The organism is Pseudomonas sp. Irchel s3b6 (assembly GCF_900187415.1).
Lineage (GTDB): Bacteria > Pseudomonadota > Gammaproteobacteria > Pseudomonadales > Pseudomonadaceae > Aquipseudomonas.
In genome coordinates this window covers 107,857-130,811 of the sequence record NZ_FYDM01000005.1, presented here as the reverse complement: position 1 = coordinate 130,811, position 22,955 = coordinate 107,857, and the positions used below count along the sequence as shown (strand labels likewise).

At 55.6% G+C, this 22,955-nt stretch carries 18 protein-coding genes and 2 pseudogenes; 11 read left to right on the top strand and 9 right to left on the bottom strand.

What is annotated here, in order from left to right; genetic code table 11:
- The first annotated feature begins 34 nt into the window (after positions 1-34).
- Positions 35-946, top strand: coding sequence for an SDR family oxidoreductase (locus CKW07_RS11180; RefSeq protein WP_095144957.1), 912 nt, complete (start codon positions 35-37; stop codon positions 944-946).
- Positions 947-997: 51 nt separating this feature from the next.
- Here the strand turns inward: CKW07_RS11180 and CKW07_RS11175 are convergent, their stop codons facing one another.
- From CKW07_RS11175 to CKW07_RS11150, 6 genes are all read right to left on the bottom strand, one after another.
- Positions 998-1,261 carry a bacteriocin immunity protein gene (locus CKW07_RS11175; protein ID WP_095144956.1) on the bottom strand — a complete coding sequence of 88 codons (264 nt, stop codon included), beginning with the start codon at positions 1,259-1,261 and terminating at the stop codon, positions 998-1,000.
- Entirely contained in the window at positions 1,258-1,584 is a 327-nt protein-coding gene (locus tag CKW07_RS11170; RefSeq protein ID WP_095144955.1) for an HNH endonuclease signature motif containing protein, read from the bottom strand. Before CKW07_RS11170 ends, CKW07_RS11175 begins: the two co-directional genes overlap by 4 nt.
- A gap of 86 nt (positions 1,585-1,670) precedes the next feature.
- A complete protein-coding gene (locus tag CKW07_RS11165; protein ID WP_095144954.1) occupies positions 1,671-1,934 on the bottom strand; it encodes a bacteriocin immunity protein in 264 nt (87 codons plus the stop codon).
- A gap of 2 nt (positions 1,935-1,936) precedes the next feature.
- Entirely contained in the window at positions 1,937-3,991 is a 2,055-nt protein-coding gene (locus tag CKW07_RS11160) for an S-type pyocin domain-containing protein (RefSeq protein ID WP_256577043.1), read from the bottom strand.
- 344 nt (positions 3,992-4,335) lie between these two features.
- A complete protein-coding gene (locus CKW07_RS11155) occupies positions 4,336-5,100 on the bottom strand; it encodes an N-acetylmuramoyl-L-alanine amidase (RefSeq protein WP_095144952.1) in 765 nt (254 codons plus the stop codon).
- 634 nt (positions 5,101-5,734) lie between these two features.
- Positions 5,735-6,541: an IclR family transcriptional regulator gene (locus CKW07_RS11150; protein ID WP_095144951.1), complete on the bottom strand. Its 807-nt coding sequence runs from the start codon at positions 6,539-6,541 to the stop codon at positions 5,735-5,737.
- 162 nt (positions 6,542-6,703) lie between these two features.
- On the opposite strand from CKW07_RS11150, the gene hmgA reads away from it, so the two are divergent.
- The 4 genes from hmgA (at position 6,704) to CKW07_RS11130 (ending at position 11,493) form a co-directional block, all read left to right on the top strand.
- Positions 6,704-8,008, top strand: a complete 1,305-nt coding sequence (hmgA, locus tag CKW07_RS11145) for a homogentisate 1,2-dioxygenase (protein ID WP_095144950.1) — start codon at positions 6,704-6,706, stop codon at positions 8,006-8,008.
- Positions 8,009-8,011: 3 nt separating this feature from the next.
- On the top strand, positions 8,012-9,316 hold the full coding sequence (gene fahA, locus CKW07_RS11140) for a fumarylacetoacetase (RefSeq protein ID WP_095144949.1): 1,305 nt from the start codon (positions 8,012-8,014) through the stop codon (positions 9,314-9,316).
- Between the two features lie 12 nt (positions 9,317-9,328).
- On the top strand, positions 9,329-9,967 hold the full coding sequence (maiA, locus tag CKW07_RS11135) for a maleylacetoacetate isomerase (RefSeq protein ID WP_095144948.1): 639 nt from the start codon (positions 9,329-9,331) through the stop codon (positions 9,965-9,967).
- Between the two features lie 164 nt (positions 9,968-10,131).
- A complete protein-coding gene (locus tag CKW07_RS11130) occupies positions 10,132-11,493 on the top strand; it encodes an aromatic acid/H+ symport family MFS transporter (protein WP_095144947.1) in 1,362 nt (453 codons plus the stop codon).
- Between the two features lie 41 nt (positions 11,494-11,534).
- On the opposite strand, the gene CKW07_RS11125 is transcribed toward CKW07_RS11130, so the two are convergent.
- Entirely contained in the window at positions 11,535-12,338 is an 804-nt protein-coding gene (locus CKW07_RS11125) for a SirB1 family protein (RefSeq protein WP_095144946.1), read from the bottom strand.
- 184 nt (positions 12,339-12,522) lie between these two features.
- Here CKW07_RS11125 and CKW07_RS11120 point away from each other — a divergent pair, with 184 nt between their 5' ends.
- Positions 12,523-13,542, top strand: coding sequence for a Glu/Leu/Phe/Val dehydrogenase dimerization domain-containing protein (locus CKW07_RS11120; RefSeq protein WP_095077742.1), 1,020 nt, complete (start codon positions 12,523-12,525; stop codon positions 13,540-13,542).
- 139 nt (positions 13,543-13,681) lie between these two features.
- A complete protein-coding gene (locus CKW07_RS11115; RefSeq protein WP_095144945.1) occupies positions 13,682-15,472 on the top strand; it encodes an acyl-CoA dehydrogenase C-terminal domain-containing protein in 1,791 nt (596 codons plus the stop codon).
- A gap of 180 nt (positions 15,473-15,652) precedes the next feature.
- Here CKW07_RS11115 and CKW07_RS11110 read toward each other — a convergent pair.
- Positions 15,653-15,892 (bottom strand): annotated as a pseudogene (locus tag CKW07_RS11110) (YebG family protein); the annotation flags it as partial.
- 432 nt (positions 15,893-16,324) lie between these two features.
- Here CKW07_RS11110 and CKW07_RS11105 point away from each other — a divergent pair.
- The 4 genes from CKW07_RS11105 to CKW07_RS11090 are packed head-to-tail and all read left to right on the top strand — an operon-like array spanning position 16,325 to position 22,479.
- Positions 16,325-18,862, top strand: coding sequence for a pyridoxal-phosphate dependent enzyme (locus CKW07_RS11105; protein WP_095144943.1), 2,538 nt, complete (start codon positions 16,325-16,327; stop codon positions 18,860-18,862).
- Between the two features lie 21 nt (positions 18,863-18,883).
- Positions 18,884-19,939: an iron-containing redox enzyme family protein gene (locus tag CKW07_RS11100; RefSeq protein WP_095144942.1), complete on the top strand. Its 1,056-nt coding sequence runs from the start codon at positions 18,884-18,886 to the stop codon at positions 19,937-19,939.
- Positions 19,940-19,952: 13 nt separating this feature from the next.
- Positions 19,953-21,239, top strand: a complete 1,287-nt coding sequence (locus tag CKW07_RS11095; protein ID WP_095144941.1) for an ATP-grasp domain-containing protein — start codon at positions 19,953-19,955, stop codon at positions 21,237-21,239.
- A 13-nt stretch (positions 21,240-21,252) separates the two neighbouring features.
- The gene (locus CKW07_RS11090) at positions 21,253-22,479 is read left to right on the top strand and encodes an MFS transporter (protein WP_095144940.1); all 1,227 of its coding nucleotides are present in this window, start codon (positions 21,253-21,255) and stop codon (positions 22,477-22,479) included.
- 175 nt (positions 22,480-22,654) lie between these two features.
- Here the strand turns inward: CKW07_RS11090 and CKW07_RS11085 are convergent.
- Positions 22,655-22,894 (bottom strand): annotated as a pseudogene (locus CKW07_RS11085) (YebG family protein); the annotation flags it as partial.
- Positions 22,895-22,955: the final 61 nt, after the last annotated feature.

The following is a 22,955-nucleotide window of genomic DNA, read 5'->3' as shown; positions in this document are numbered from 1 at the left end:
GGCTCACTGTCCTTGGGCCTGCTGGAGTTGGGTAATGAATGAGTCTGTGCGCTTCGAAGATAAAGTCGTGATCGTGACGGGGGCGGGCGGCGGCCTGGGACGGGCCCATGCGTTGCTGTTCGCCAGGCAGGGGGCCAACGTGCTGGTCAACGATCTTGGCGGCTCGGCGCAAGGCGAGGGGGCCAACGCCAGCGCGGCTGACCGCGTGGTAGCCGAGATTCGCGAGGCCGGCGGCACCGCAATCGCCAACCATGACTCGGTGACCGACGGCGAGAGAATCGTTCAGCACGCACTCGACACCTTTGGCCGGATCGATGTGGTGGTGAACAATGCCGGGATCCTGCGGGACAAGACGTTCCATAAACTGGACGATAGCGACTGGGACCTGGTTTACCGCGTCCACGTCGAGGGTGCCTACAAAGTCACCCGTGCCGCCTGGCCGCACATGCGCGAGCAAAACTACGGTCGGGTGATCTTCACCGCGTCGACGTCGGGCATCTACGGCAACTTCGGCCAGTCCAACTACGGCATGGCCAAGCTCGGCCTCTATGGCCTGACCCGCACCCTGGCCATCGAGGGCCGCAAAAACAACATTCTGGTCAATGCCATCGCCCCGACCGGTGGCACGCGCATGACCGAAGGCCTGATCCCGCCACACGTATTCGAGCAGCTGAAACCGGAACTGGTCAGCCCGCTGGTGGTGTACCTGGCCAGTGAAAACTGCCAGGAAACCTCCGGCCTGTTCGAGGTGGGTGGCGGCTGGATGGGCAAAGTGCGCTGGGAGCGCAGCCTCGGTGCCGGGTTTGACCCGCGCGAGGGTTTCTCGCCAGAGGAGGTAGCGGCGCATTGGCAGCAGATCTGCGACTTCGAAGGCGCGGTGCATCCGAAGGACAACATTGAAGCGTTGAAGGAAATGATGGGGAATTTGCAGAAATATTCGCTGTAAGGGGGAAGAGGAATCGAGCGCAAGGATGACGGCTGCGCTCGATTTTACTGACTAGTTTTTGACTTTGAAGCCGGGTTTACCGTTGGCAGCTCGCCAGGTTTTTATAGCGTTCAACACGCCAGAGGGGCTGTCCTCTATACCTTCCCGAGGGTCATACAGGACACCTGTTCCGTCGGGGTGCTCTGAGGTAAGGACAATATTTTCTACAATCGCATCATGTTCATATTCAGATGAGTAGTGTCCTTCGAATAATCTCTTAATAAGGTTTAGGTATTCTTTCTCAGTGTATTCTGAAAACTCATTTCGAAGATTCATTTTACTCCTCCCTTATTTTTGGAGTGGGATTTGATGTGTAGTTTTGGTGTCATTACCCTAAGGTTATCTAAACTGTAAACCCCGCCTCCTTCGCTGATGGGCTTGATATGATGAATTTCATATTTCTTTCGCAGGCCTACTTGGTCTTCTGGCGGCGTCATGGGTGAAAGTTTGCGCTTCATGTCCATTTGCCTAATTTTTGTAAATTGACTACTCAAAGAGGCATCGTTGCCCATCGCCTCCCAAAAAGCTCTTCTAAACGCATTGAAGCTTGAAAACTCCCGTCCTCGCAGTTTATCCGCAATCTGTGACGGGATCGCCACTCCTTCTCCTTGTGATGCTGCCCCTAGCCATGAAAGGCGAGAAGGAGTTGAGCGTAAGAACAGTTGCTTACGCTCGATGTTGCTGATTAATCCTCGGCCTTGAAGCCAGGTTTGCCATTGGCTGCTCGCCAGGTTTTGATGGTTTTCAGTACACCAGCAGGGCTATCTTCAACACCTTCTGCTGGGTAATACAAAATGTCGGAGCCGTTTGGATGTTCAGACGTGATTACAATGTTGTCAACAATTGAATCTAGCTCTTCTTCGGTGGAGTAACTTCCATCAAATAAGCGACATATGAGACTCGTATACTCGGACTCTGTGTATTCTTCTAATTTATTTTTTAGGATCATTTTTACTTTTCTCCTTTGTAAGAGTGAGTCTCAATATGTTGTTTTGGTGTCAAAATACGAAGATTATCTGCATCGAAGACGGCGCCTCCTTCATTGATGGGTATCACATGGTGGAGCTCAAATTTTTGGCGCTTACCGACATGACCTGCTTGTGGCGCTCTCGCAGCTAGACCCTGTAATGTCTCAATTTTACTAATATGGCTGAGCTCTGCACTCAGTTGTTGATCCGCAGCCACTGTCTTCCAAAAAGCTTTTCTAAACGCGTTAAAGTTTGAAAACTCCCGTCCTCGCAGTTTATCCGCAATCTGTGGCGGGATCGCCGCTCCTTCTCCTTGTGATGCTGCCCCTAGCCATGCCCCTGAAACCGCTTGTCCGTATCCGCTGGCAACGCCAGGTTCGTCCCGTCTGTCCCTGAACATCGTGTAGATCGGAGGGATCCCGGAGTCGATCGGGAAGACAGTGATGAACCCACCAAAGCTATACTGATCCAGTTGTGGAAATGCATCGATTCGTCCTTCACCAGGCGTGACGGTAGCGCCCGCATAAATCGGCACAGCTATTTCGCTGACTGGAAGTTCGGTCAATATAGGGGGGAGTTCGACTACTGGCGTCCAGGTCGTCGTGATGGTGTGCGGACCTGCACTGGTGGAAACGTAGACGTTCCTTTGTGAGTCAAACCGTGCGAGCCGGACAGGTACGGTGGCTGGTACCGAAACACCGTCTGTGGTGGCGACAACGACCTGTGTTTGATTGCCAGCCGCGCGCGAAGCCAGCGTCACCTTCAGATTGACTTCTCCCTGAACGGCTGCGAGCTCGTATAGATTGTCGGGCATTTCCGGGGCGAGTTCCGACAGTGGAACACTCACTGTATAAAGGTCACCGTTGTTCAGCTTCGAAGGCGTAAGCAGTGCCGCGAACCCAACGACGATCGGGGTTGCCGAGGTGGCTAGGGCTGCGATAGCGGCGGATACCGCCGTGCGCAGTGTGTTCTTCAGGGCTAACGATGTGGCGGGATTGGTGACGACGCTTCCGGCCGTCGCGGTAAAAACCGGACCGATTGCAGCCATTGAACCGGAGTGGGTGAGCGTGGGGGGCTGTCTGTTGGCTTTTTCTTGTGCGCGCTTTTGCGCCTCTTGTTGTTCCCTTTCAAGACGCTGCTGCTCAGCTTGACGTTGAACTTCAGCCAGTGCCTCAAGGCGAGCCTGCTCGGCAGCGGCATGCTGCGCTGCAGCTTCGGCAGCAGCCTTGGCTTGCTCATTGGCCAATCGCTGAGCTTCTGCCAAGGCGGCAAGCTGTGCTTGTTCGTTGGCCAGGCGTTGCTCCTGTGCCAATGCAGCAATGCGTTCTTGTTCGGCAACAATTCGGCGAGCTTCTGCTTCTGCTGCCAGACGCGCTAATTCTGCAGCCACACGCTGAGCTTCTTGTTGCGCAACCTGACGTGTGTGTTCGTCGTTTTGCACGGCAGCAAGAAAGTTTTGTACCCCAGCATGCTGTTGATTCAAAAGCTGGATTTTTTCGTTCAGAAGTCGTGCGGACCACGCGGCTTTATAGGAGCGAGTCCATTGCTCGACAGCTTTTCCATCGGGAGTTTGTACGGGGGCGAATCTTCTCGCTCTGGCGAAGAAATCCATAGTGCTTCGGTTGATCGGATCCGCACCATAAAAAGCGTTAGCGAGAGCGGTCTGGATATGAAACTCGGCAGTCTTACGCAAGAGCAGGGTGTTACGAACGTGCAACTCCCGTTGAATAGCCTCCACTGGCGGTAAGGGATGGTTCGCCCCTTCAGCACGTACGGCGGCGAGTTCATCTTCAATCGCTTGCGGCAGTGTCTGGATGTTTACCCAGTATTCATTGTTTAATGCTTCGACTGTGGTATCCAGTTTGGTGACAGTCTGCTGTGTCAGGTGTTGGAAAATAGGCTCCATAGCACCGGGTGCTGGTGAAAAACCTTTGCCGAGATTGTTGCCAAAACCTCCACCGATTTCATCTTTCCCGGCGGAAGGTTGTCGACCGACATAAATTGCAGGCAGAGTTACTTGTCCTTGTTGATAACTCATATTTGTAATTCTCTCTTGGTGTTTGTATCGGGCGAGGCTGAAGCACGGTTATCGTAAGATGGCGTTTTTTCTAAGTTCAACGCTCTGGTTTGTTTGGAATGCTAACGGAGTATTGGAGGGGCTGGAGCCGAGAAATGTGTGCGAAAATTCTCTATTATTTTAAGTTGAATGCTGTAGGTATTCTGTTGTTAGCAAGTATCTGGTTTTTGGTGGTGTGTTCTCCCTGTTGCACATAGGAAGTTTCCGGCTTTTTTTCTGGAGTCTGAGAGCGAAGCATAAAAAAGCCGCTGTAAATGCAGCGGCTGAATAGGAAGATAAAATATACAAGGTGTAGCGTACGGTCTTTAAGGGACGTATTTATTTACCAGTGCCGCCAAATTCGCCGCCGTCTGCACATCCATTACCCCGTCGTAACTCTCGGGACGAAAGTGCAGCTGAAACGCCCGCACCAGTTGCCTGTATCCGGACTCACTCGAAGCCCCCGAGGTGTCATAGCCGTAGGTCTTGAACAGTTTGAGCAGCGCTGCTCGATCCGGCACGCCCGATTCCTTGTATTGCCGTAGATAGCTATCGCGGCAGCCATTGTCAAACCAGGCACCAATACCCTTCAAGTACAGCGCATGCCATGGAAAAGCCGGGCCAGGGTCGCTCTTGCGGCCAATGGAGATGTCAGAGTGGCCCAGGACATTACGCGCACTGATGTCCGGGTAGCGCTTGAGTATGTCCAGTGCCAGTTGCTCAATCGCGGCGACTTGCAGAGGGTGGTAAGGCGGAAAGTCGAATCGTCCCTGGTTGTCACTCGCCAGGTTGACCACCTCGATAGCGATCGAGGTGTCATTGAGATTGCTGCGATTGTCCCACTGGCTGACTCCGGCGTGCCATGCCCGTTGCTGTTCATCGACAAGACTGAAAACCCGCTGATCCGTGAACCCGGCCTTGGCGTAGGAGGGGTCGGTCACGTCGGGGATCAGGTAATGAGCGCTGACGTTGGGACCGGTCAGTGCTGCGATCGAACTTGAGAAGTTACCGGCAGTGTAGTGAAGAATCAGAAAGCGAATTCGACTGTTGTAACCTTTGGTTGAACGGTATTGGGTATTGATGGGGAACATGATTGATAACTCTGCGATAGACGTATTTTGGTTGGCGTTTACCGCCAGTTAAAATCAGCCTATCAGCGAGGTGTTGGTAGTTGTGTGGCGCTTATCTGATGCTCGTGTAGGAGAGGGCGCCAGTGTTGTCTGGCTTTGTATCGTTGGTTTTGTAGTGCAAGTTCGTAGCGAGTAAAAACCTGACACATAAAAAAGGCCGCTGCAAGCGCAGCGGCCAAGGTAAGACGTTAGATCAAGGAGCTACAAATCTACGTCAGTGAACAGCGGGCGATGAATTGAAGGGGAGGTTTCAACTCATCTGAACTTTTTGGCAGGGCAAGTGGACGATCCACACTTGAGTGCCTTTGCATAGTCAGGGTGTTTGTCGTGAAAGCCAGACAATAATAAGTTTATCTTCGCATCGGAAAAATAGCTATTCGGGACATGCACTGTTACGTCTTTGGCAACAGTCACGATCTTGACCCTGGTTCGCTTGTATCGTGAGCGTGGCTGATACCCCGTCATCCAGCCCGTCCGTGGCTGGCGCAAAGTCCCTGTCTCTCAAGGGGGCTCATTCTCGGAAAGCGTACGGCTGAACGTCGAACCCAGGCGGCGGCCAAGGCCAAGTCGATGTTTTTTCCCCGCAGTGCAGTGCTCAGGTCCAGGCAGTGGCTGGTTCATGCCCCATGCGCCAGCTCACGGCCCGGGTTGCCGCCAACAGGCGCTGCGCCGCCGGACCGTTTTCGTCGGCGTGGAACAAGGACGTCGGGCCGACGATGGTCAGCACGGCGGCAATCTGCCCAACTGCATTGAACACCGGTGCCGAGAGCGCATCGACGCCTGGCATCAGCAAACCATGCACATGGTGCAGGCCGCGTTGGCGAATTTGTTCGCACAAGGTGCGGTAGGCCTGTTCATCGGCCAAGGGGTGAGCCTCTGCGGCCTGGACTTCCTGCTCTCGCAACTCGGCGGTTTCCCGATGCGGCAAGTACGCGCCGAACACCAGGCCGGTGGACGAACTGAGCAGCGGCAACACCGAGCCCAACTGGGTCACCACCGTCACTGCACGCACCGCAGGCTCGATGTGCACCACGGTTGCCCCCTGATTGCCCCACACCGCCAGGAAACAGGTTTCATTCAGCTCGTCGCGTAACTCGCTGAGAGGCAGGGCGGCGACTTTCAGCACGTCCATACTGTTCAGGGCCGCCAGGCCAACGCGCAAGGCTTCTCGGCCCAGACCGTAGTGGTTGGTCGTCGTGTTCTGCTCGGCAAAACCGCTGGCGATCAGCGCCTGCAGATAGCGGTGAACCTTGCTTGCCGGCATCTGCACATGTTCGGCCAGGCGCGACAACGACGTCGACGGCGACAACTCGGCCAATGCCTTGAGGATATCGGTGCCGACCTCGGCCGAGCGGACTTTCTGTTTACCGTTGCTGTCGCTGGTTGCGCGCGGCTTTTCCATGGTTCAGTCATATCTGGAGATGAATGGGCGTCTTTATAGCTTGACGGTCAATACCAATCAAATTACGTTATGCGTAATCGAATTACGATAAAAATAACCTGGGCGTGCCGAGACTCTGAGAAGGAGCCATGGCCACGGCCTACTCCCTGTTCAGGAGGCTCCATGAACCTCGATTCAACGGCGCCGGCGCTGGCTTATCAGTCAGGCTTCGGCAACGAATTCAGCAGTGAAGCGCTGCCAGGCGCATTGCCTGTCGGCCAGAACTCTCCGCAAAAAGCCCCTTACGGCCTCTACACCGAACTGTTCTCCGGCACCGCATTCACCATGGTTCGCAGCGAAGCGCGGCGCACTTGGATGTACCGTATTCAGCCGTCGGCCAACCACCCGGCGTTCGTCAAGCTGGAGCGGCAACTGGCCGGTGGTCCGCTGGGCGAAGTGACGCCCAACCGCCTGCGCTGGAACCCGTTGGACATCCCCACCGAGCCGACTGATTTCATCGACGGCCTGGTGAGCATGGCCGCCAACTCGGGTTCGGAAAAGCCGTCTGGCATCAGCATTTACCATTACCGCGCCAATCGCTCCATGGAGCGGGTGTTCTTCAATGCCGATGGCGAATGGTTGCTGGTGCCGGAGCTGGGCCGTTTGCGTATTGTCACCGAGCTGGGCGTGCTGGAACTGGAGCCGCTGGAAATAGCGGTACTGCCGCGTGGCCTGAAATTCCGTATCGAACTGCTCGACCCGCAAGCACGTGGCTACCTGGCCGAGAACCATGGCGCGCCGCTGCGTCTGCCGGACCTGGGGCCGATTGGCAGCAACGGCCTGGCCAACCCTCGGGACTTCCTGACCCCGGTCGCGCACTACGAAGATCTCAGGCAGCCGACCACCCTGGTACAGAAATTCCTCGGTGAACTGTGGGGGTGCGAGCTGGACCATTCGCCGCTCAACGTCGTGGCCTGGCACGGTAACAACGTCCCGTACAAATACGACCTGCGTCGTTTCAACACCATCGGCACCGTGAGCTTCGACCATCCGGACCCATCGATCTTCACCGTTCTGACGTCGCCCACCAGCGTTCATGGCCTGGCCAACCTCGACTTCGTGATCTTCCCGCCACGCTGGATGGTCGCCGAGAACACCTTCCGTCCGCCTTGGTTCCATCGCAACCTGATGAACGAATTCATGGGCCTGATCCAGGGGGCCTACGACGCCAAGGCTGAAGGCTTTCTGCCTGGCGGCGCGTCGTTGCACAGTTGCATGAGCGCTCACGGACCGGATGGCGAGACCTGCACCAAGGCGATCAATGTCGATCTGACACCGAGCAAGATCGACAACACCATGGCGTTCATGTTCGAGACCAGCCAGGTATTGCGTCCAAGCCGTTTCGCACTCGACTGCCCGCAACTGCAAAACACCTATGATGCTTGCTGGGCTTCGCTGCCCGTCACTTTCAACCCGAATCGGAGATAACCCATGACCCAGACCACCCCCACTCGTAGCTGGGTTGCCTCCGCCAATGGCCACGCTGATTTCCCGTTGCAGAACCTGCCACTGGGCGTGTTCAGCACTCAGGGTTCGGCGCCGCGCAGCGGCGTGGCCATCGGTGAGCACATTTTTGACCTGGAAGCGGCACTCGAGGCGGGCCTGTTTGACGGTGCTGCACGCACGGCCGTCGAAGCCACCCGTGGCGGCCAGTTGAACGCATTCTTCGACCTCGGTCGCGGTGCGCGGGTTGCCCTGCGTGAGCGCCTGCTGGAACTGTTTGCCGAAGGCAGCACCCTGCACGGCAAGATCGAAGCCCAGGGCGCGAAACTGCTGCCACTGGCGGCCGATTGCCAGATGCACCTGCCGGCGAAAATCAATGACTACACCGACTTTTATGTCGGCATCGAGCACGCACAGAACGTTGGTAAACTGTTCCGTCCGGACAACCCGCTGCTGCCGAACTACAAGTATGTGCCGATCGGTTATCACGGCCGCGCCTCGACCATCCGTCCTTCCGGCACCGACGTCCGTCGCCCGAAAGGGCAGACCCTGCCCGCCGGCCAGACCGAGCCGACTTTCGGCCCGTGCGCACGCCTGGACTACGAACTGGAGCTGGGGATCTGGATCGGCCAGGGTAACGAGATGGGTGATTCGATTGCCATCGGTGACGCCGCCGAACACATCGCCGGCTTCTGCCTGCTCAATGACTGGTCGGCCCGGGATATCCAGGCCTGGGAATACCAGCCATTGGGCCCGTTCCTGTCGAAAAGCTTCATCACCAGCATCTCGCCGTGGGTGGTGACCGCCGAAGCGCTGGAGCCATTCCGCTGTGCCCAGCCGGCGCGCCCGGAAGGTGATCCGCAGCCACTGCCGTACCTGTTCGACAAGCGCGATCAGGCCGCAGGGGGCTTTGATATCGAGCTGGAAGTGCTGCTGCTCACCGAAACCATGCGTGAACAGCATCTGCCGGCCCATCGCCTGACCTTGAGCAACACCCAGCACATGTACTGGACCGTCGCCCAAATGGTTGCGCACCACAGCGTCAACGGCTGCCAGTTGCAGGCCGGCGACCTGTTCGGCTCGGGTACCTTGTCGGGCCCGGAAAACGGTCAGTTCGGCAGCCTGCTGGAAATCACCGAGGGTGGTAAAAAACCGATCGAGCTGGCGTCCGGCGAGGTGCGCAAGTTCCTTGAAGACGGCGACGAAATCATCCTGCGCGCCCGTTGCAGCCGTGACGGTTTCGCGTCCATCGGCTTCGGCGAATGCCGTGGCAAGATCCTGCCGGCACGCTAAGAGGTTCAGGCCATGGAACTCTTTACTTACTACCGTTCGACCTCATCCTTTCGGGTGCGCATTGCCCTGGCGCTCAAAGGGCTGGATTACCAGGCACTGCCGGTCAACCTGATCGCGCCGCAAGGGGGCGAACACCGGCAGCCGGCCTACTTGCAGATCAACCCGCAAGGCCGGGTGCCGGCCTTGCGCACGGACGAAGGCGAATTGCTGATCCAGTCACCGGCGATCATCGAGTACCTGGAGGAGCGTTACCCCCAGGTGCCGCTGCTGTCCAGCGACCTGGCCAAGCGCGCGCACGAACGCTCGGTGGCGGCGTTGATCGGTTGCGATATTCATCCGCTGCACAACGTCAGTGTGCTCAATCAACTGCGCCAGCTGGGGCATGACGAGCCGCAGGTGGTGCAGTGGATCGGTCACTGGATCACTCAGGGACTGGCGGTGGTCGAGCAGTTGATCGGCGATGAGGGTTACTGTTTCAGCAGTGCACCGGGGGTGGCGGATGTCTACCTGATTCCACAGCTGTATGCGGCGGAGCGTTTCAACATCGCCCTTGAGGCTTTCCCCCGGATTCGTCGAGTGGCGGCCCTGGCGGCGCAACACCCGGCCTTCATCAAGGCTCATCCGGCGAATCAACCCGATACCCCGGCGTAATGCCAGCCCTGTGGGGGCGGGCCGGGCGGTGCCCAGTTCGTCCCCACAGGAACAGCGCGGTGTGTTGCTTGCACCACTTCATCATTCATCGCGGGCAAGCCCGCTCCTGCAAGAGATGTGGAATCCCCCCCGGCATAACCAAAAAATAATAAAGGTACCTTGCGATGCATAATCAGATTGCCAGCTTTCGGTCGGCGCTCGACGCCCGTCCGGTGTCGCGTTATCAGTGGTTGCTCTTGTTGCTTCTCGCGTTGTTGCTGGTGACTGACGGCTACGACGCACAGGTCCTGGGTTATGTAGTGCCTGCGCTCGCGCAGGATTGGGGGCTGGAAAAAGCGGCGTTCGGCCCGGTGTTCAGTGCCAACCTGCTGGGTCTTACCCTGGGCTCGCTGGCGGTCACCCCCTTGGCTGACCGCTTCGGTGTGCGGCGAATTCTGCTGTGCTGTGTGTTGATCTACGCCAGCCTCACGGTGTTGATGGTCTTCGTCGACTCTTTGAACACCTTGATGGTTGCACGGTTCATTTGCGGCATAGGCATGGGCGGGGCGATGCCCAGTGCCATGGCGCTGATGTCCGAGTACTCACCCCCCCGCCTGCGCACGCTGATGGTCACGCTTGCAGCATGCGGCTTTTCGTTTGGCGGCGCTGCGGGTGGCTTTGTGGCGGCCGGTTTCATCGACAGTTTCGGTTGGCAGGCGGTGTTCCTGGCGGGAGGTGTCGCGCCTTTGCTGCTGTTCCCTTTCCTGTTCTGGTTTCTCCCTGAATCCCTGCCGCGCTTGCTGCGTGATCAGCCGCCTTATGCGCGACTGCGCAAAGTCACCGCCCGCATGCTGCCGAACTGGCAGCCTCCGGCGGCTTCGGTGCAACAGAATGAGCAGGAGCAGGGCAGCAAACTGACAGTGGTGGAGCTCTTTCGCAACGGTTACGCACGGCCTACGTTGCTGATCTGGTCGACATTCTTTGTCAGCTTGATCCTGCTGTATTTCATGATCAGCTGGTTGCCGTCATTGCTGCTGGAAAGCGGCCTGACGCTCAAGGACGCTAATCTGGTGACGTCGATGTTCCTGTTCGCCGGCACGGTCGGTGCAATCTGCATGGCCTGGATCGCCGACCGTCTCAAGCGCAAAGTGCGTCTGTTGTCGGGTGTGCTGGCGGCAGCCGCGGTGTGCACCATCCTGCTGGGCCTGAACCATGACAATCCACGCTACCTGGTGGCTTTCGTGTTCGCGGCGGGTTTCTGCATCATTGGTGGTCAACTGACCCTCAATGCCTTTGCCAGTAACTTCTATCCGGCACACGTTCGAGCCACTGGCACCGGTTGGGCATTGGGCGTCGGGCGTTTCGGGTCGATTCTTGGCCCGCTGTTTGGCAGCATGTTGCTGGCGATGCATGTTCCCGTGGAGCAGATTTTCTTCTTCTGTGCGATTCCGGCAGTGATTGCCGCGCTGTTGATCATTCAGGTGCGTTCACCCGTGGATACAGCTCCGAGTCCTATTGGGGGCGAGCTTGCTCACGATGAACGATAACGCGCTCTGTCAGTAACACTGGGGTGCCAGGATCGCGGGCATCAGTGCACGATAGCGTTGGGCGGCAGATGCCCCAGCCGCTCGGTCAGGCGAATGCGCTGGATCGGGTCTTCGCACAGCAGCAGGGCGTGCTCCAGGTCATAGCGTTCGGCGTTGGGGCAGTCCAGACGTTGATACAGGCTGGCGCGGGCCAGGTAGTCGCTGGCACTGGCATTACCCAGTTCCAGCACCCGCTCGGCGTCGATCAGGGCGTTAAGGTTGTCGTCATTGCTCAAGTGCAACTGACGCAGGTTGCGTGACAGGCGCTGGAGCATCTGTACCGGTTCGCAGGTCAGCAGATGCTCGGCGTTGAGCGGCATGTTCGGGCCGAACTGACGTTGTAGTAGCTCGCGGCAATCGTTGGGGTACAGGCGTCTACCACCGCATGGATCAAGCAGATGGTCGGCGCCAGGCACTCGCAACAGAAAATGCCCGGGGAAGTTGACGCCAACCATCGGGATCTCCAGCCGCCGAGCCAGCTCCAGGGCAACCAAGCCCAACGCCAGTGGTTGCCCACGCCGCCGCTCCAGCACTTTGTTCAGCAATGCCGCCTGTGGGCGCAGCGGGGAGGATTCGTCCTGTTGATAGCCCATGTCGTTGAGCCGCCGTAACAACGGCTGGCCCAGTTCGCTGACCGGCAACATTGGTAAACCGGCGCTGACCCGTTGCTCGACGTCCTTGAACTGCTCCAGCAGCCACTCGGGTTTCACCTCGGGATCATGTTCGGCCGCGATCCACAGCGCCGCTTCAAAAAGCGCCGGTGGCGAGCGTTGCAGACAGGCGAAAAAAGCTTGGCGCGGTTTCATCGAAATCTCCGGCGAATGCCTCGTTTTAGCCCCGTCGCGGGCATTCGTCCAGTGCCTTGCACAGGGTGTCGCGGGATATGTCCCAAAGCCTCTATGGCTCACCCTGCTTATTCCGGTGCGCTTCAGCAATTTTTAGCCGCAAGCCTATACTGGCGACTACTGGAAGTGATTCGGGAGCCCTACGATGTTCGCTCTCATGCAAAGCACTCGCCTTGAATCGCTGCACCTGAGCGTTGACCCGGCCACTGGGTTAAAGGCCGTGATCGCCATTCATTGCAGCCGTTTGGGGCCCGCTCTGGGCGGTTGCCGCTATCTTGCCTATCCCGACGATGAAAGCGCCGTGATCGATGCCGTGCGCCTGGCGCAAGGCATGAGTTACAAGGCCGCCCTGGCCGGGTTGCCGCTGGGGGGCGGTGTGGCGGTGATCATGCGCCAACCCCATGTCGAGAACCGTGCGGCCCTGTTCGAGGCCTTCGGCCGTTGCGTCGAACAGCTCGACGGCCGCTACATCACCGCCATCGACAGCGGCACCTCGGTGGCCGACATGGACTGCATTGCCCAGCAAACCCAGCATGTCACTAGCACCACGGCCTCGGGCGACCCCTCGCCGCATTCGGCCATGGGGGTGTTCACCGGTATTCGTGCCACCGCCATGGCCCGACTGGGCAGCGACAATCTGGAGGGCCTGCGGGTGGCGATCCAGGGGCTGGGCAATGTCGGCTTTGCCCTTGCCGAGCAGCTGCACGCGGCGGGCGCCGAACTGCTGGTGAGCGACATCGATGCGGGAAAAGTCCAGCTGGCAATGGAGCTGTTGGGGGCCCATCCGATTGCCAACGATGCCTTGCTCAGCACGCCTTGTGACATCCTCGCACCGTGCGGCTTGGGCGGAGTGCTCAACAGCCACAGCGTGGCGCAGTTGCGCTGTGCGGCGGTGGCGGGATCGGCCAATAACCAACTGACCAATTTGCAGGTGGCGGACCAACTGGAGAATCGCGGCATCCTGTATGCGCCGGACTACGTGATCAATTCCGGTGGGCTGATTTATGTCGCACTGAAACACCAGGGCGAGGAGTTGCCGACGATCACCGCCCACCTCTCGAAAATCAGCTCGCGCCTCACGGAAGTCTTTGCCCACGCCCAGGCGGAAAAACGCTCACCGGCACGGGTGGCGGACGAGTTGGCGGAGCGCTTGCTGTATCGCTAAGCGCCCAGGCTGTAGGTGGGGTCTTTTTTCTGCATGGCAGATCAAGTGAGCATTTTTTGTCAGGCTTGGCTTGCGGTGGTCCGCAACTTCATCGGCAAGGTGGGAGAAACCAATCCTTGCCGATGTAGAAGGGCCGTGTATGAGCTTCCAAGCACCTTTGCGTGACATGCGTTTCGTGCTCCATGAACTGTTTGATGTCAGTGCCCATTGTGAGCTGCTGGGGCACGGTCTTGATCGCTCATTGATTGACGGCGTCCTGGACGAAGCGGCTCGCTATGCCGCAGAAGTGGTCGCGCCGCTGAACCGTAATAGCGACGAAGAAGGCGTGACCCTCGTCAATGGGCAGGTCACAACCCCCAAGGGGTTTGCGCAAGCCTACCAACAATATGTCGATAACGGCTGGGCCAGCATGACCGGGCCTGCCGAGTACGGTGGCCAGGCATTCCCGCAAATGGTGTCGGCCAGCTTCCACGAGATGCTGATGGCCGCCAGCTTGTCGTTCCGGGTGTATTCGGGGCTGACGGAAGGCGCTGTGCTGGCGCTGTACAAACACGGTGATGAGGTGCTGAAAAACAGCTACCTGGAAAAAATGGTGCACGGCACCTGGACCGGGACCATGTGCCTGACAGAGCCCCAGGCCGGCACTGACCTTTCACTGTTGCGTACCCGCGCCATCGCGCAAGCGGACGGTAGTTATGCCGTCACCGGCAGCAAGATTTTCATCAGCGGGGGTGAGCAGGACCTTTCCGAGAATATTGTGCACCTGGTGTTGGCCCGCCTGCCGGATGCCCCGCCCGGCGTCAAAGGGATCAGCCTGCTGCTGGTGCCCAAATTCATCGCCGATGCCGATGGCCGTCCTGGGCGAAAAAACAGCCTGAGCTGCGGTGCCATCGAACACAAAATGGGGATCAAGGGCGCCTCGACCTGTGTGATGAACTTTGATGGCGCCACGGGCTGGATCATCGGCTCGGCGAACCAGGGATTGGCCTGTATGTTCACGATGATGAACGACGCGCGCTATCAAGTCGGCCTGCAAGGGCTGGGCGTTGCCGAATGTTCATTCCAGGGTTCTGTGCGCTATGCCCGAGAACGGCTGCAATCCCGGGCGTTGCAGGGGGCTGCCGCGCCGGAAAAGGCCGCAGACCCGATCATCGTTCACCCCGATGTTCGACGGATGTTGCTGACCCAGAAAACTTTGATCGAAGGCTGCCGGATGGTGTCGGCCTACACGGCGCAACAACTGGATCTGGAACATGCTCACCCGGATCAGGAGGCTCGCGGGAGCGCGAGTAAGCGCGCGGCATTACTGATCCCGATCGTGAAGTCGTTCTTTACCGACATGGGCCAGGAAGTCGCCAGCCTCGGTGTGCAGATTTACGGCGGTCACGGGTTTATCCGTGAATGGGGCATGGAGCAGTTGATGCGCGACAGCCGCATCACGCAGATTTATGAAGGGACTAACGGCATCCAGGCACTGGATTTCATTCGCCGAAAACTGCTGGGTGATGGCGGCAAGGAACTCGGCCTCCTGCAAGACGAACTGAGCCAGTGGTGCACCCGCCAGTCGCTTGAGGGCCGGTTGAGTCAGTTGGTGATACCGCTGCAGGCTCGCCTGCAGGAGTGGCGGGAACTGACGACCCATGTCCTGGAGGCGAGCAATCGCAATGTGCAGGAGATCGGAGCCTGCTCCGTGGACTTCCTGCAGTATTCGGCCTATGTGCTGATTGCCGGGTTCTGGCTGCAGGCGGCGGCCCGGGCCGAGGCGGCCTTGGCTTCGGGCACTGACGAGGCCGGGTTCTACCAGGCCAAGCTGCACAGTGCCTCGTTCTATACGGATCGGGTTCTACCCCGGGCCAGTGCGCACCGCGAGGCCATTCTGGCGGGCGCGGACTCCTTGATGGCAATGCCGGAAACCAGTTTCGTGTTTTAACCATTGCCCCCGGTGCCCTGCAAAAACGGGCATGAAAAAGGCCCTGAATCTTGTGATCCAGGGCCTTTTCAATTCGGATGTTGCTTACTTCGCGGCTTTGGCGGCCTTGGCCGGTTTGGCGGGCGGTTCGACAGGTTCGGCAGGCTCAACCGATTCCACTGCCGGAGCGGGCACGTTCAGCAATTCGGACAGGGCATCCGGCTGGCTCTTGAACGCCTTGGCAAACACATCGCGGTTTTTCGCCATGTAGATCCCGGCTTCTTCGACCTGCTGTTCGGTCAGGGACGGAACGGCTTTTTGCAATACTTCAGCCAGCAATTCGGCCAGTTCGAGCATTTTGTCATGACGGTCAGCTTCGGCTTTATCCATGAACAAGCGCTCCAGATCTCGGCTGCTGCGGTATACCACTTCGACGGCCATTTACCACCTCACATGCCTTCACATTAGTTGTCTTTTACGACTACTGTATTTATATACAGCGAAAGGATAAGCGAATCCCTGCGCTTTGGGTAGTGGCTTTTTAATGTAGACGTGTTTGCGGGTTTGTCTCCCAGGATCAATGCTGTCCCTTGCATAATGTTTAAAGTAGTGCGGCTAATGGTCTGGGATATGGCTGGTTCTCAATAATCATCACTGTTTGATATCGCGATACTTTCACTCGCTAGCGCTGCATTAATCGAGTCTGCACAGTAGGTCGAGACTGTAAGAATATGCCATATTTGCCGTAGTCCAAGACCATTCCTGAATGGTGAGCGGTAGAAATGTATTGTCCCGTACGGGTTTTGTATGAGACTGTTTTTTAGTCGACAGTAAGTAGGCGTATCTAAGTGTATCTTTGCAAGGAAATGAGCTATGGATGATCTGATATGTGCGCGGTCGAGCGATAAATATCAACAGTTCTCCAATGAAGTAGAGCAGGATGCACTTTTTATAAGAGAGCTCGCTTTACATACTCCGTTGATAAGGCTTTCTTGGCTCAGTACTGCGACGCGTGTTGTTTGGGCAAAACTTGAATGTAATCAGCTGACCAACTCATTCAAGATACGCGGTACTTACAACGCCATCAGGAAGTTATCTCCAAATATTCCTCTGTTTACCGCGTCTGCCGGCAATCATGGGTTGGCAGTTTCCTATGTGGCCCAGCATTTGGGACGGGCTTGTACGGTCTATGTTCCCGTCAACGCATCAGAGTTGAAACTGAGAAGACTGGTTGATAGCGGGGCGCACGTCGAGGCCGCGGGAAAAGATCTGTTCGAGGCTTCCGAGATCTCCAGGAAGCAGGCGGAGAAACAAGGAGGTGCATTTATATCTCCATTTTCGAATGCTGATGTAATAAAGGGGCAGGGGAGCCTGGGAGTCGAGATATTGGAAGAGGCAGTTATCGAGTTCGATAACGTTATTATTCCTCTCGGTGGTGGCGGACTCCTGGCAGGGGTAGGTGCGGTATTCAAAGCCCGAAGTCCGCATACACGTGTATTGACCGTGCATCCAAAGATATTCAACCGGGACTTGGACAACGTATCGGTAGACGCCTTGAAGAAAGGAGTCTATCCGACAATCGCTGATGGCTTGGCTGTGCAGCACTGTGAAGATGATATTGCATTGCGAGACTTTATTTTGCCTTTGATTTCTTTGAATATCGCGGTTGCGGAGCAGGATATTGAACGGGCCATTGTGGCGTTGCTGCACAATGAAGGTGTTTTGTCCGAGGGCGCCGGTGCCATCTCTTTGGCGCCGCTGCTTGCTGATCCGCAAGGTCAAGTCGTTAAAGGCAACACGTTGGTGATCATCAGTGGAGGCAATATATCAACTTCCGCGCTGATGAAGTGTGTGGCAACCCATGAAAAAGATGGCGCGTCTGCCACGTTGCTTGGCCACCAGTCCGCCAAATTGATCGCCGAGACTCAGAGGAATCTGCCAATACATTATGAGGTTGTACGGGAGGCGCTCGTTACAGAGAGCAAGGACTTTTGGTTCGATTTGCTCAATCAGTTGACGATCAAGTTCGAAAGGCTGATTACCGATGTTGAACGACATCAAGAATTTGCGATGATCGAGGGGCTTTCACTTGAGCAGGACAGTATCAACTATGTGTTGGGCCGTTCCCACACTACGTTGGCCCGTTTAAATGAAGTCAAGGGTCAGGGGTTATCCCAATCCTCGGCCAGCCATCGCTATCGCCTGATGATTCAAGAGTACTCCTTTTTGCGAAACAGCCTGGCGTGGTGCAGCGCCAGTAACGATCAAAGCGGTTGCGTCATGTTCTTCGATCCACAGGAAAACAGTGGCTCGGCGGTAAACTATGATCGGTACGGCTCCATGCTTCTGCGAGAAGTAGAAATCAATCTTTTGCAGAGCCTGGGATTCAACAGTAATAAAAACGACTTGTTGTTGGTGTCCTCAGGTCAGGCCGCCTATACGGTGATTGAAAGCTTTCTGTTAGGAAGCGTTTTTCAGCCGGGCGCCAAGGTAGTTACCTCTCCCTACATCTACTTCGAGGCATTGGAGCAGCTGGAGCGTCTGCAGCACATAGAATTGATTCGCTCCAGTTCATGGGAGCTTGATGCGCTGGTGGAACTGGTCGGCAGCTCGGATGCCAGCGTTATATTCCTCGATCCATTGGCCAATCTTGGAGACATGAACATCCTGGATTTGAAAGCCCTGGCCAACAAAATGGCGGTACACGACTGGCGGCATAAATGGCTAGTGATAGACGGTACGATGGTCTCTGGCGGTATTGAAATCTTCGACATGTTTTCTGCCGAAAACCACCCGGCCGTTCTCTATTACGAGAGTGGCAGCAAATATCTACAGTTCGGTCTGGACATGCAGATGGCGGGCGTTGTGGTCAGTACCAAGAAGCATATCGCCAGTTTGGCGACTCATCGCAGAAATACCGGTGGAGTGATGTACCAGTCTGCGGTGACGAAATTTCCAGAGTATGACCGACAGATGTATTTGAGCAGAATGCGGTTATTGAGCCGAAACGCTCAGATATTTACTCAAGGCCTGCAAGATAACGACTATCTTATGGCTCGAATTGATCTGGCATACCCATGGCGCTGGCGTGAACTGGGTTGGCAACATGGAGGAGGTGTAGTTGCCATTTCGATGAAGGCCCCCGGTCTAAATAATCGAGCTTGTCTTGATGGTTTTATTGGTCTGTTACTGCAACGTTGTCGAGAAAACCATATCCCTATAACCAAGGGCGTCAGTTTTGGATTTGCCATTACTCGGGTGTCAGCCGCAGCTGCGATGGCAGACAATATGCCTCCGTTCCTGCGTTTTTCCATCGGTGAGGAAAGTACTCAACAAATGCAGAAGCTGGTGAGTACGGTAGTGATCACCTTGAGCGATTACTTGAGCGATTTTGATAGCCAAGTGATTTGAGCCTTATCTGGAGACAGGGATATGTCAGTTTTTGAAAGCGTTGAGTTAACGGCTAACCGGGTTGCTGGTTTTTCTGGGGGTTATAACAACAAACTGCTGGATGATTTACAGCAACGCTTGGCAACGTATGTGGCCGGTGATGCTTCGGCTATTGAAAGTGATGAAAAAGTCTTGTTGGATTTGCTGGAGGGTGAGTTGACTTCAGCATTCGTCGAAAAGCACGAGGAAAGTTTAGCCTCGGTCCATTTTTTGGCTAACGAGTTACTTCGTCGGCGTTATCTTTTGCTCGATGATGGGCTCGAGATGTCGCCGCTGATGTTTAAAATACAGCAACGTATCATGCAGACACAGCTACAGAGTGATCTGGCGTCGCTGTGTGATGAAAAGCTACCCGCGACGGAGGGAGAATTCAAAGAGTGGTTTCAAGTAAAATGCGCACAATACAAACATTCTCCTCACCCACTGTTTGAATATATTGAACATGATGCGTCATTGGCCGAGTACCGAAGCTTTATCCAGACTGAAGCCGGGGTGCATGTCTCCTTCGACGATGTTATCGCACTTGCACAAGTCGGCGTTCGAGGCAGCCCGAAACTTGAGTTTTTCGATAATTTCCAGGATGAGTTGGGAAGCAGCGATCCTGGCAAGTTTCATTTGACTATGTTTGGTCGTTTGGTGTCTGCCTTGGAAATCAACACAGTTCGTCAGAGCACTATTGCTTGGCAAGCCGTGGCGTGCGGTAACTATATGTTGTACCTGGCACATTTCAGAAGCCTGTACCATTACTGTGCCGGCTACCTTGGCTTTCTGGAAGCGTTGACGCCAAAACGGTTCTCCAGCATTGCCAAGGGTGGCGCGCGACTGGGTTTGTCTGAGCATGTATTGGCTTATCATTATGATCATTCGGAGCTTGACGTCAAACACGCGGAAGGTTGGCTTGATAACATCATGCTTTCTGAAATAAGGGATAAAGGCGCCGACGTCGCCCGGTTGTTTGCCTTGGGTGTACTATTGCGTGAGCTCGTATCAAAACGTTATTGGGATGCCATTCTCAATACGTTTTTAGCTACCAAGTAGTTTGGAGATTGCAATGACAGGAAGTGTGATATTTGTCGAAGCAAGTCAAACCGGCGCGGGTGAAGTCGCGTGCCGTTATGCTCGGCAGCAAGGTTATGACGTTATTTTGCTGTGCCGCGAACCGGATGCCTACCCGCAGGCCATCTCTCAACATTGTCAGGCCATTGTGAAGGTGGATACGTCCGACCTTGCCTTAATGGTCGAAGCGGTTGGTGCGTTGACGGAACAATCGAAAATAAGAGCAATTATTACGACTAGCGATTTTTTCGTTGTACAAACTGCAGAACTGGCCATGCGCTATGGGGTGCCGACCAATGAGCCCTCGGTTGTGCGGCGATTCAGAAACAAATTCCAGATGCGCGAAGCCATCAATCGTATCGCACCGTCACTTAATCCCGCCTATCGCCTGGTGAGTCGCTTGGAAGAGGCTCAGGAATTTGCTCAAGAAGTTGGTTTCCCTTTTATTGCAAAACCGGTCAATGGCAATGACAGTTTATATGTGAAAAAAATCAATGGGCAAGCGGACCTCGACAGCTATCTGCAGGCTCGTCAAGGCTGGGGGCGAGATGCCTCAGGGCAGGATTTCGAAAACGGTACGTTGCTGGAAGCCTTGGTCGGTGGAGAGGAGTTTTGTCTTGATCTCCTGAAGCCGCTCAATAAAAAGTTCATTGTGATGGGCGCTTTCAGGAAAATAATTACCAAGGGTGATGGAACAAACTTTATAAAAATAGGCGCCAGTTTCCCATCCTCTGACGATGAAACGATGTTGTTGTTTCGGCATATATCTCCGGTTTTGAAACAGCTGGGCTTTGCTGTCGGCGCTGTTAACGTCGACTGCAAAATTGTTGGTGGGGAGGTCAAGATTCTGGAAGTTAATCCTCGTTTGGTAGGCGATCAGATGGGGAGCCACATGATTGAGCTCGCCACGGGTGAAAACCCGGCTCATGCGATCGTTGAGCTGGCTCAAGGCAAATCCATCGAATGGAATCCTTCTGTCAACAGAGGCGTTGCGATCCATCGTGTGACGATGCCTGAGGCTGGCTTTTTTCTAGGGCTTGAAAATGAACATGAAATGAGAAGCCGCCCAAGGGTGGAGAGTGTTCAGGTTCTTGGCGAAATCAATAAGTGGTACGAGCCGGCAGCGTCTAATCAAGGGGTCATCGGTTCGATCATCGTCTCTCATGAGTCGGCAGAGCAAGCCATGATGTTGGCCGTGTCACTGGCCAGAACGGCAAAAGTACGATTGTCCAAAAGCAGGCATGAAGACACCGTACATATTGCTACTCTATTCTCTAATTAACTGATTGAAAAAGATGATTCGAACTTTGCCTCGATCGGTACAACTCCAACTGTTGGCGACGCTGCTGAATAGCGCTGGGGGTATCGTCAAATTGTTTATGCCGTTGTACTTCCTCGAGGTATATGGGTATGACTTTTCTACTATCGCTTGGCTCATGGCTGCTTATGGCGGCGGATGTATCCTCGGGGCTTATGTCGGTGGCGCGTTATCGGAGCGTCTGGACTCACAATGGGCGACCGGGATCTCTTTGCTGTTGAGCGGTGTTTTTGCCGTTACGCTGGCATTGACCCCACCCTTTGCACTGTTACTGATCGTGGTGCCCTTGGTAGGCATTTTTGACGGTGCGTTTCGTCCAGCCAACTTGCGCCTGGTGATGGAGGGGAGTCCGCAAGAGCTACAAGCGCGCGTGCAGGGTTTGCATCGAGTGGTATTCAATCTGGGAGTCGCCCTCGCAGGTCTGCTGGCCGGAACACTGGTCGGCTTTGGATACGGCTACGTGTTTCTGTTTCAAGGATTGCTGAATTTATTTGGCAGCTTTTTATTGCTCGGCTATGCCCTGAAACATGCCGTAGGACTCTGGCAGCTTGCGAGCATTGCGGCGACGCAGAAAGACACAGGGGATTTTGCAGTGGGTTCGCCTTGGAGAGACGGTTTTTTTCTTGTCTTCATTCTTGGTCAATTGCTGGCCTTGGGCATATTCGATCAGATGTATGGCACATTCGGGATTTTCTTGCGTGAGCACGCTGATGCCGGTCCTCATTGGATCGCCTATCTGTTTTCCATGAATGCGCTGCTGGTAGTGGTATTGCAGTTGCCCGTGAGCCGATGGATCGAACGACATGGAATCGTCATCGCCTCACGCCTGGGTATTTTGCTACTCGGTGGGGCTTTCCTTATTCTGAATATGGGCAGCCATATCATCTGGGCGGTATTGACCATGTTGGTGATTACCGCTGCCGAGTTGCTGTTGACGCCTGTCTGGACACTGTCGGTAATGAACCGCTCTCAAGGGCGTCAACGCGGCAAATACCTGGGTATATTCAGCGCCGCATGGTTAGGTCACTCGCTTTATGGTCCTGGTGTGGGGGCATGGTTATACGGAGCCTATGGTGGCTTTACCTTATGGTGGATATGCGGGGGTACGGGCCTGTTGGTATTCATGCTGCATTACTCGACAGTCTCCAAGCTATGGACAGAACCGGGAACAAGTCCAAAAGAGCAGACATCTCTCGCCAATTAACGGCCTGAGAGGCGAGCGTTGTCGTTGGCATGAAAAAGGCCCTGAGCCATTTGACTCAGGGCCTATTCAATTCGGGTGTTGCTTACTTGGCGGGCTTGGCGGCTTTCGCGGGCTTGACCGGCTCCGCTGCTTCAGTCGCTTCGGCTACTTCAGCTACTTCAGCCGGCATGCTCAGCAACTCGGACAGTGCATCCGGCTGGCTCTTGAACGCCTTGGCAAACACATCGCGGTTTTTCGCCATGTAGATCCCGGCTTCTTCGACCTGCTGTTCGGTCAGGGACGGAACGGCTTTTTGCAACACTTCAGCCAGCAATTCGGCCAGTTCGAGCATTTTGTCATGACGGTCAGCTTCGGCTTTATCCATGAACAAGCGCTCCAGATCTCGGCTGCTGCGGTATACCACTTCGACGGCCATTTACCACCTCACATGCCTTCACATTAGTTGTCTTTTACGACTACTGTATTTATATACAGCT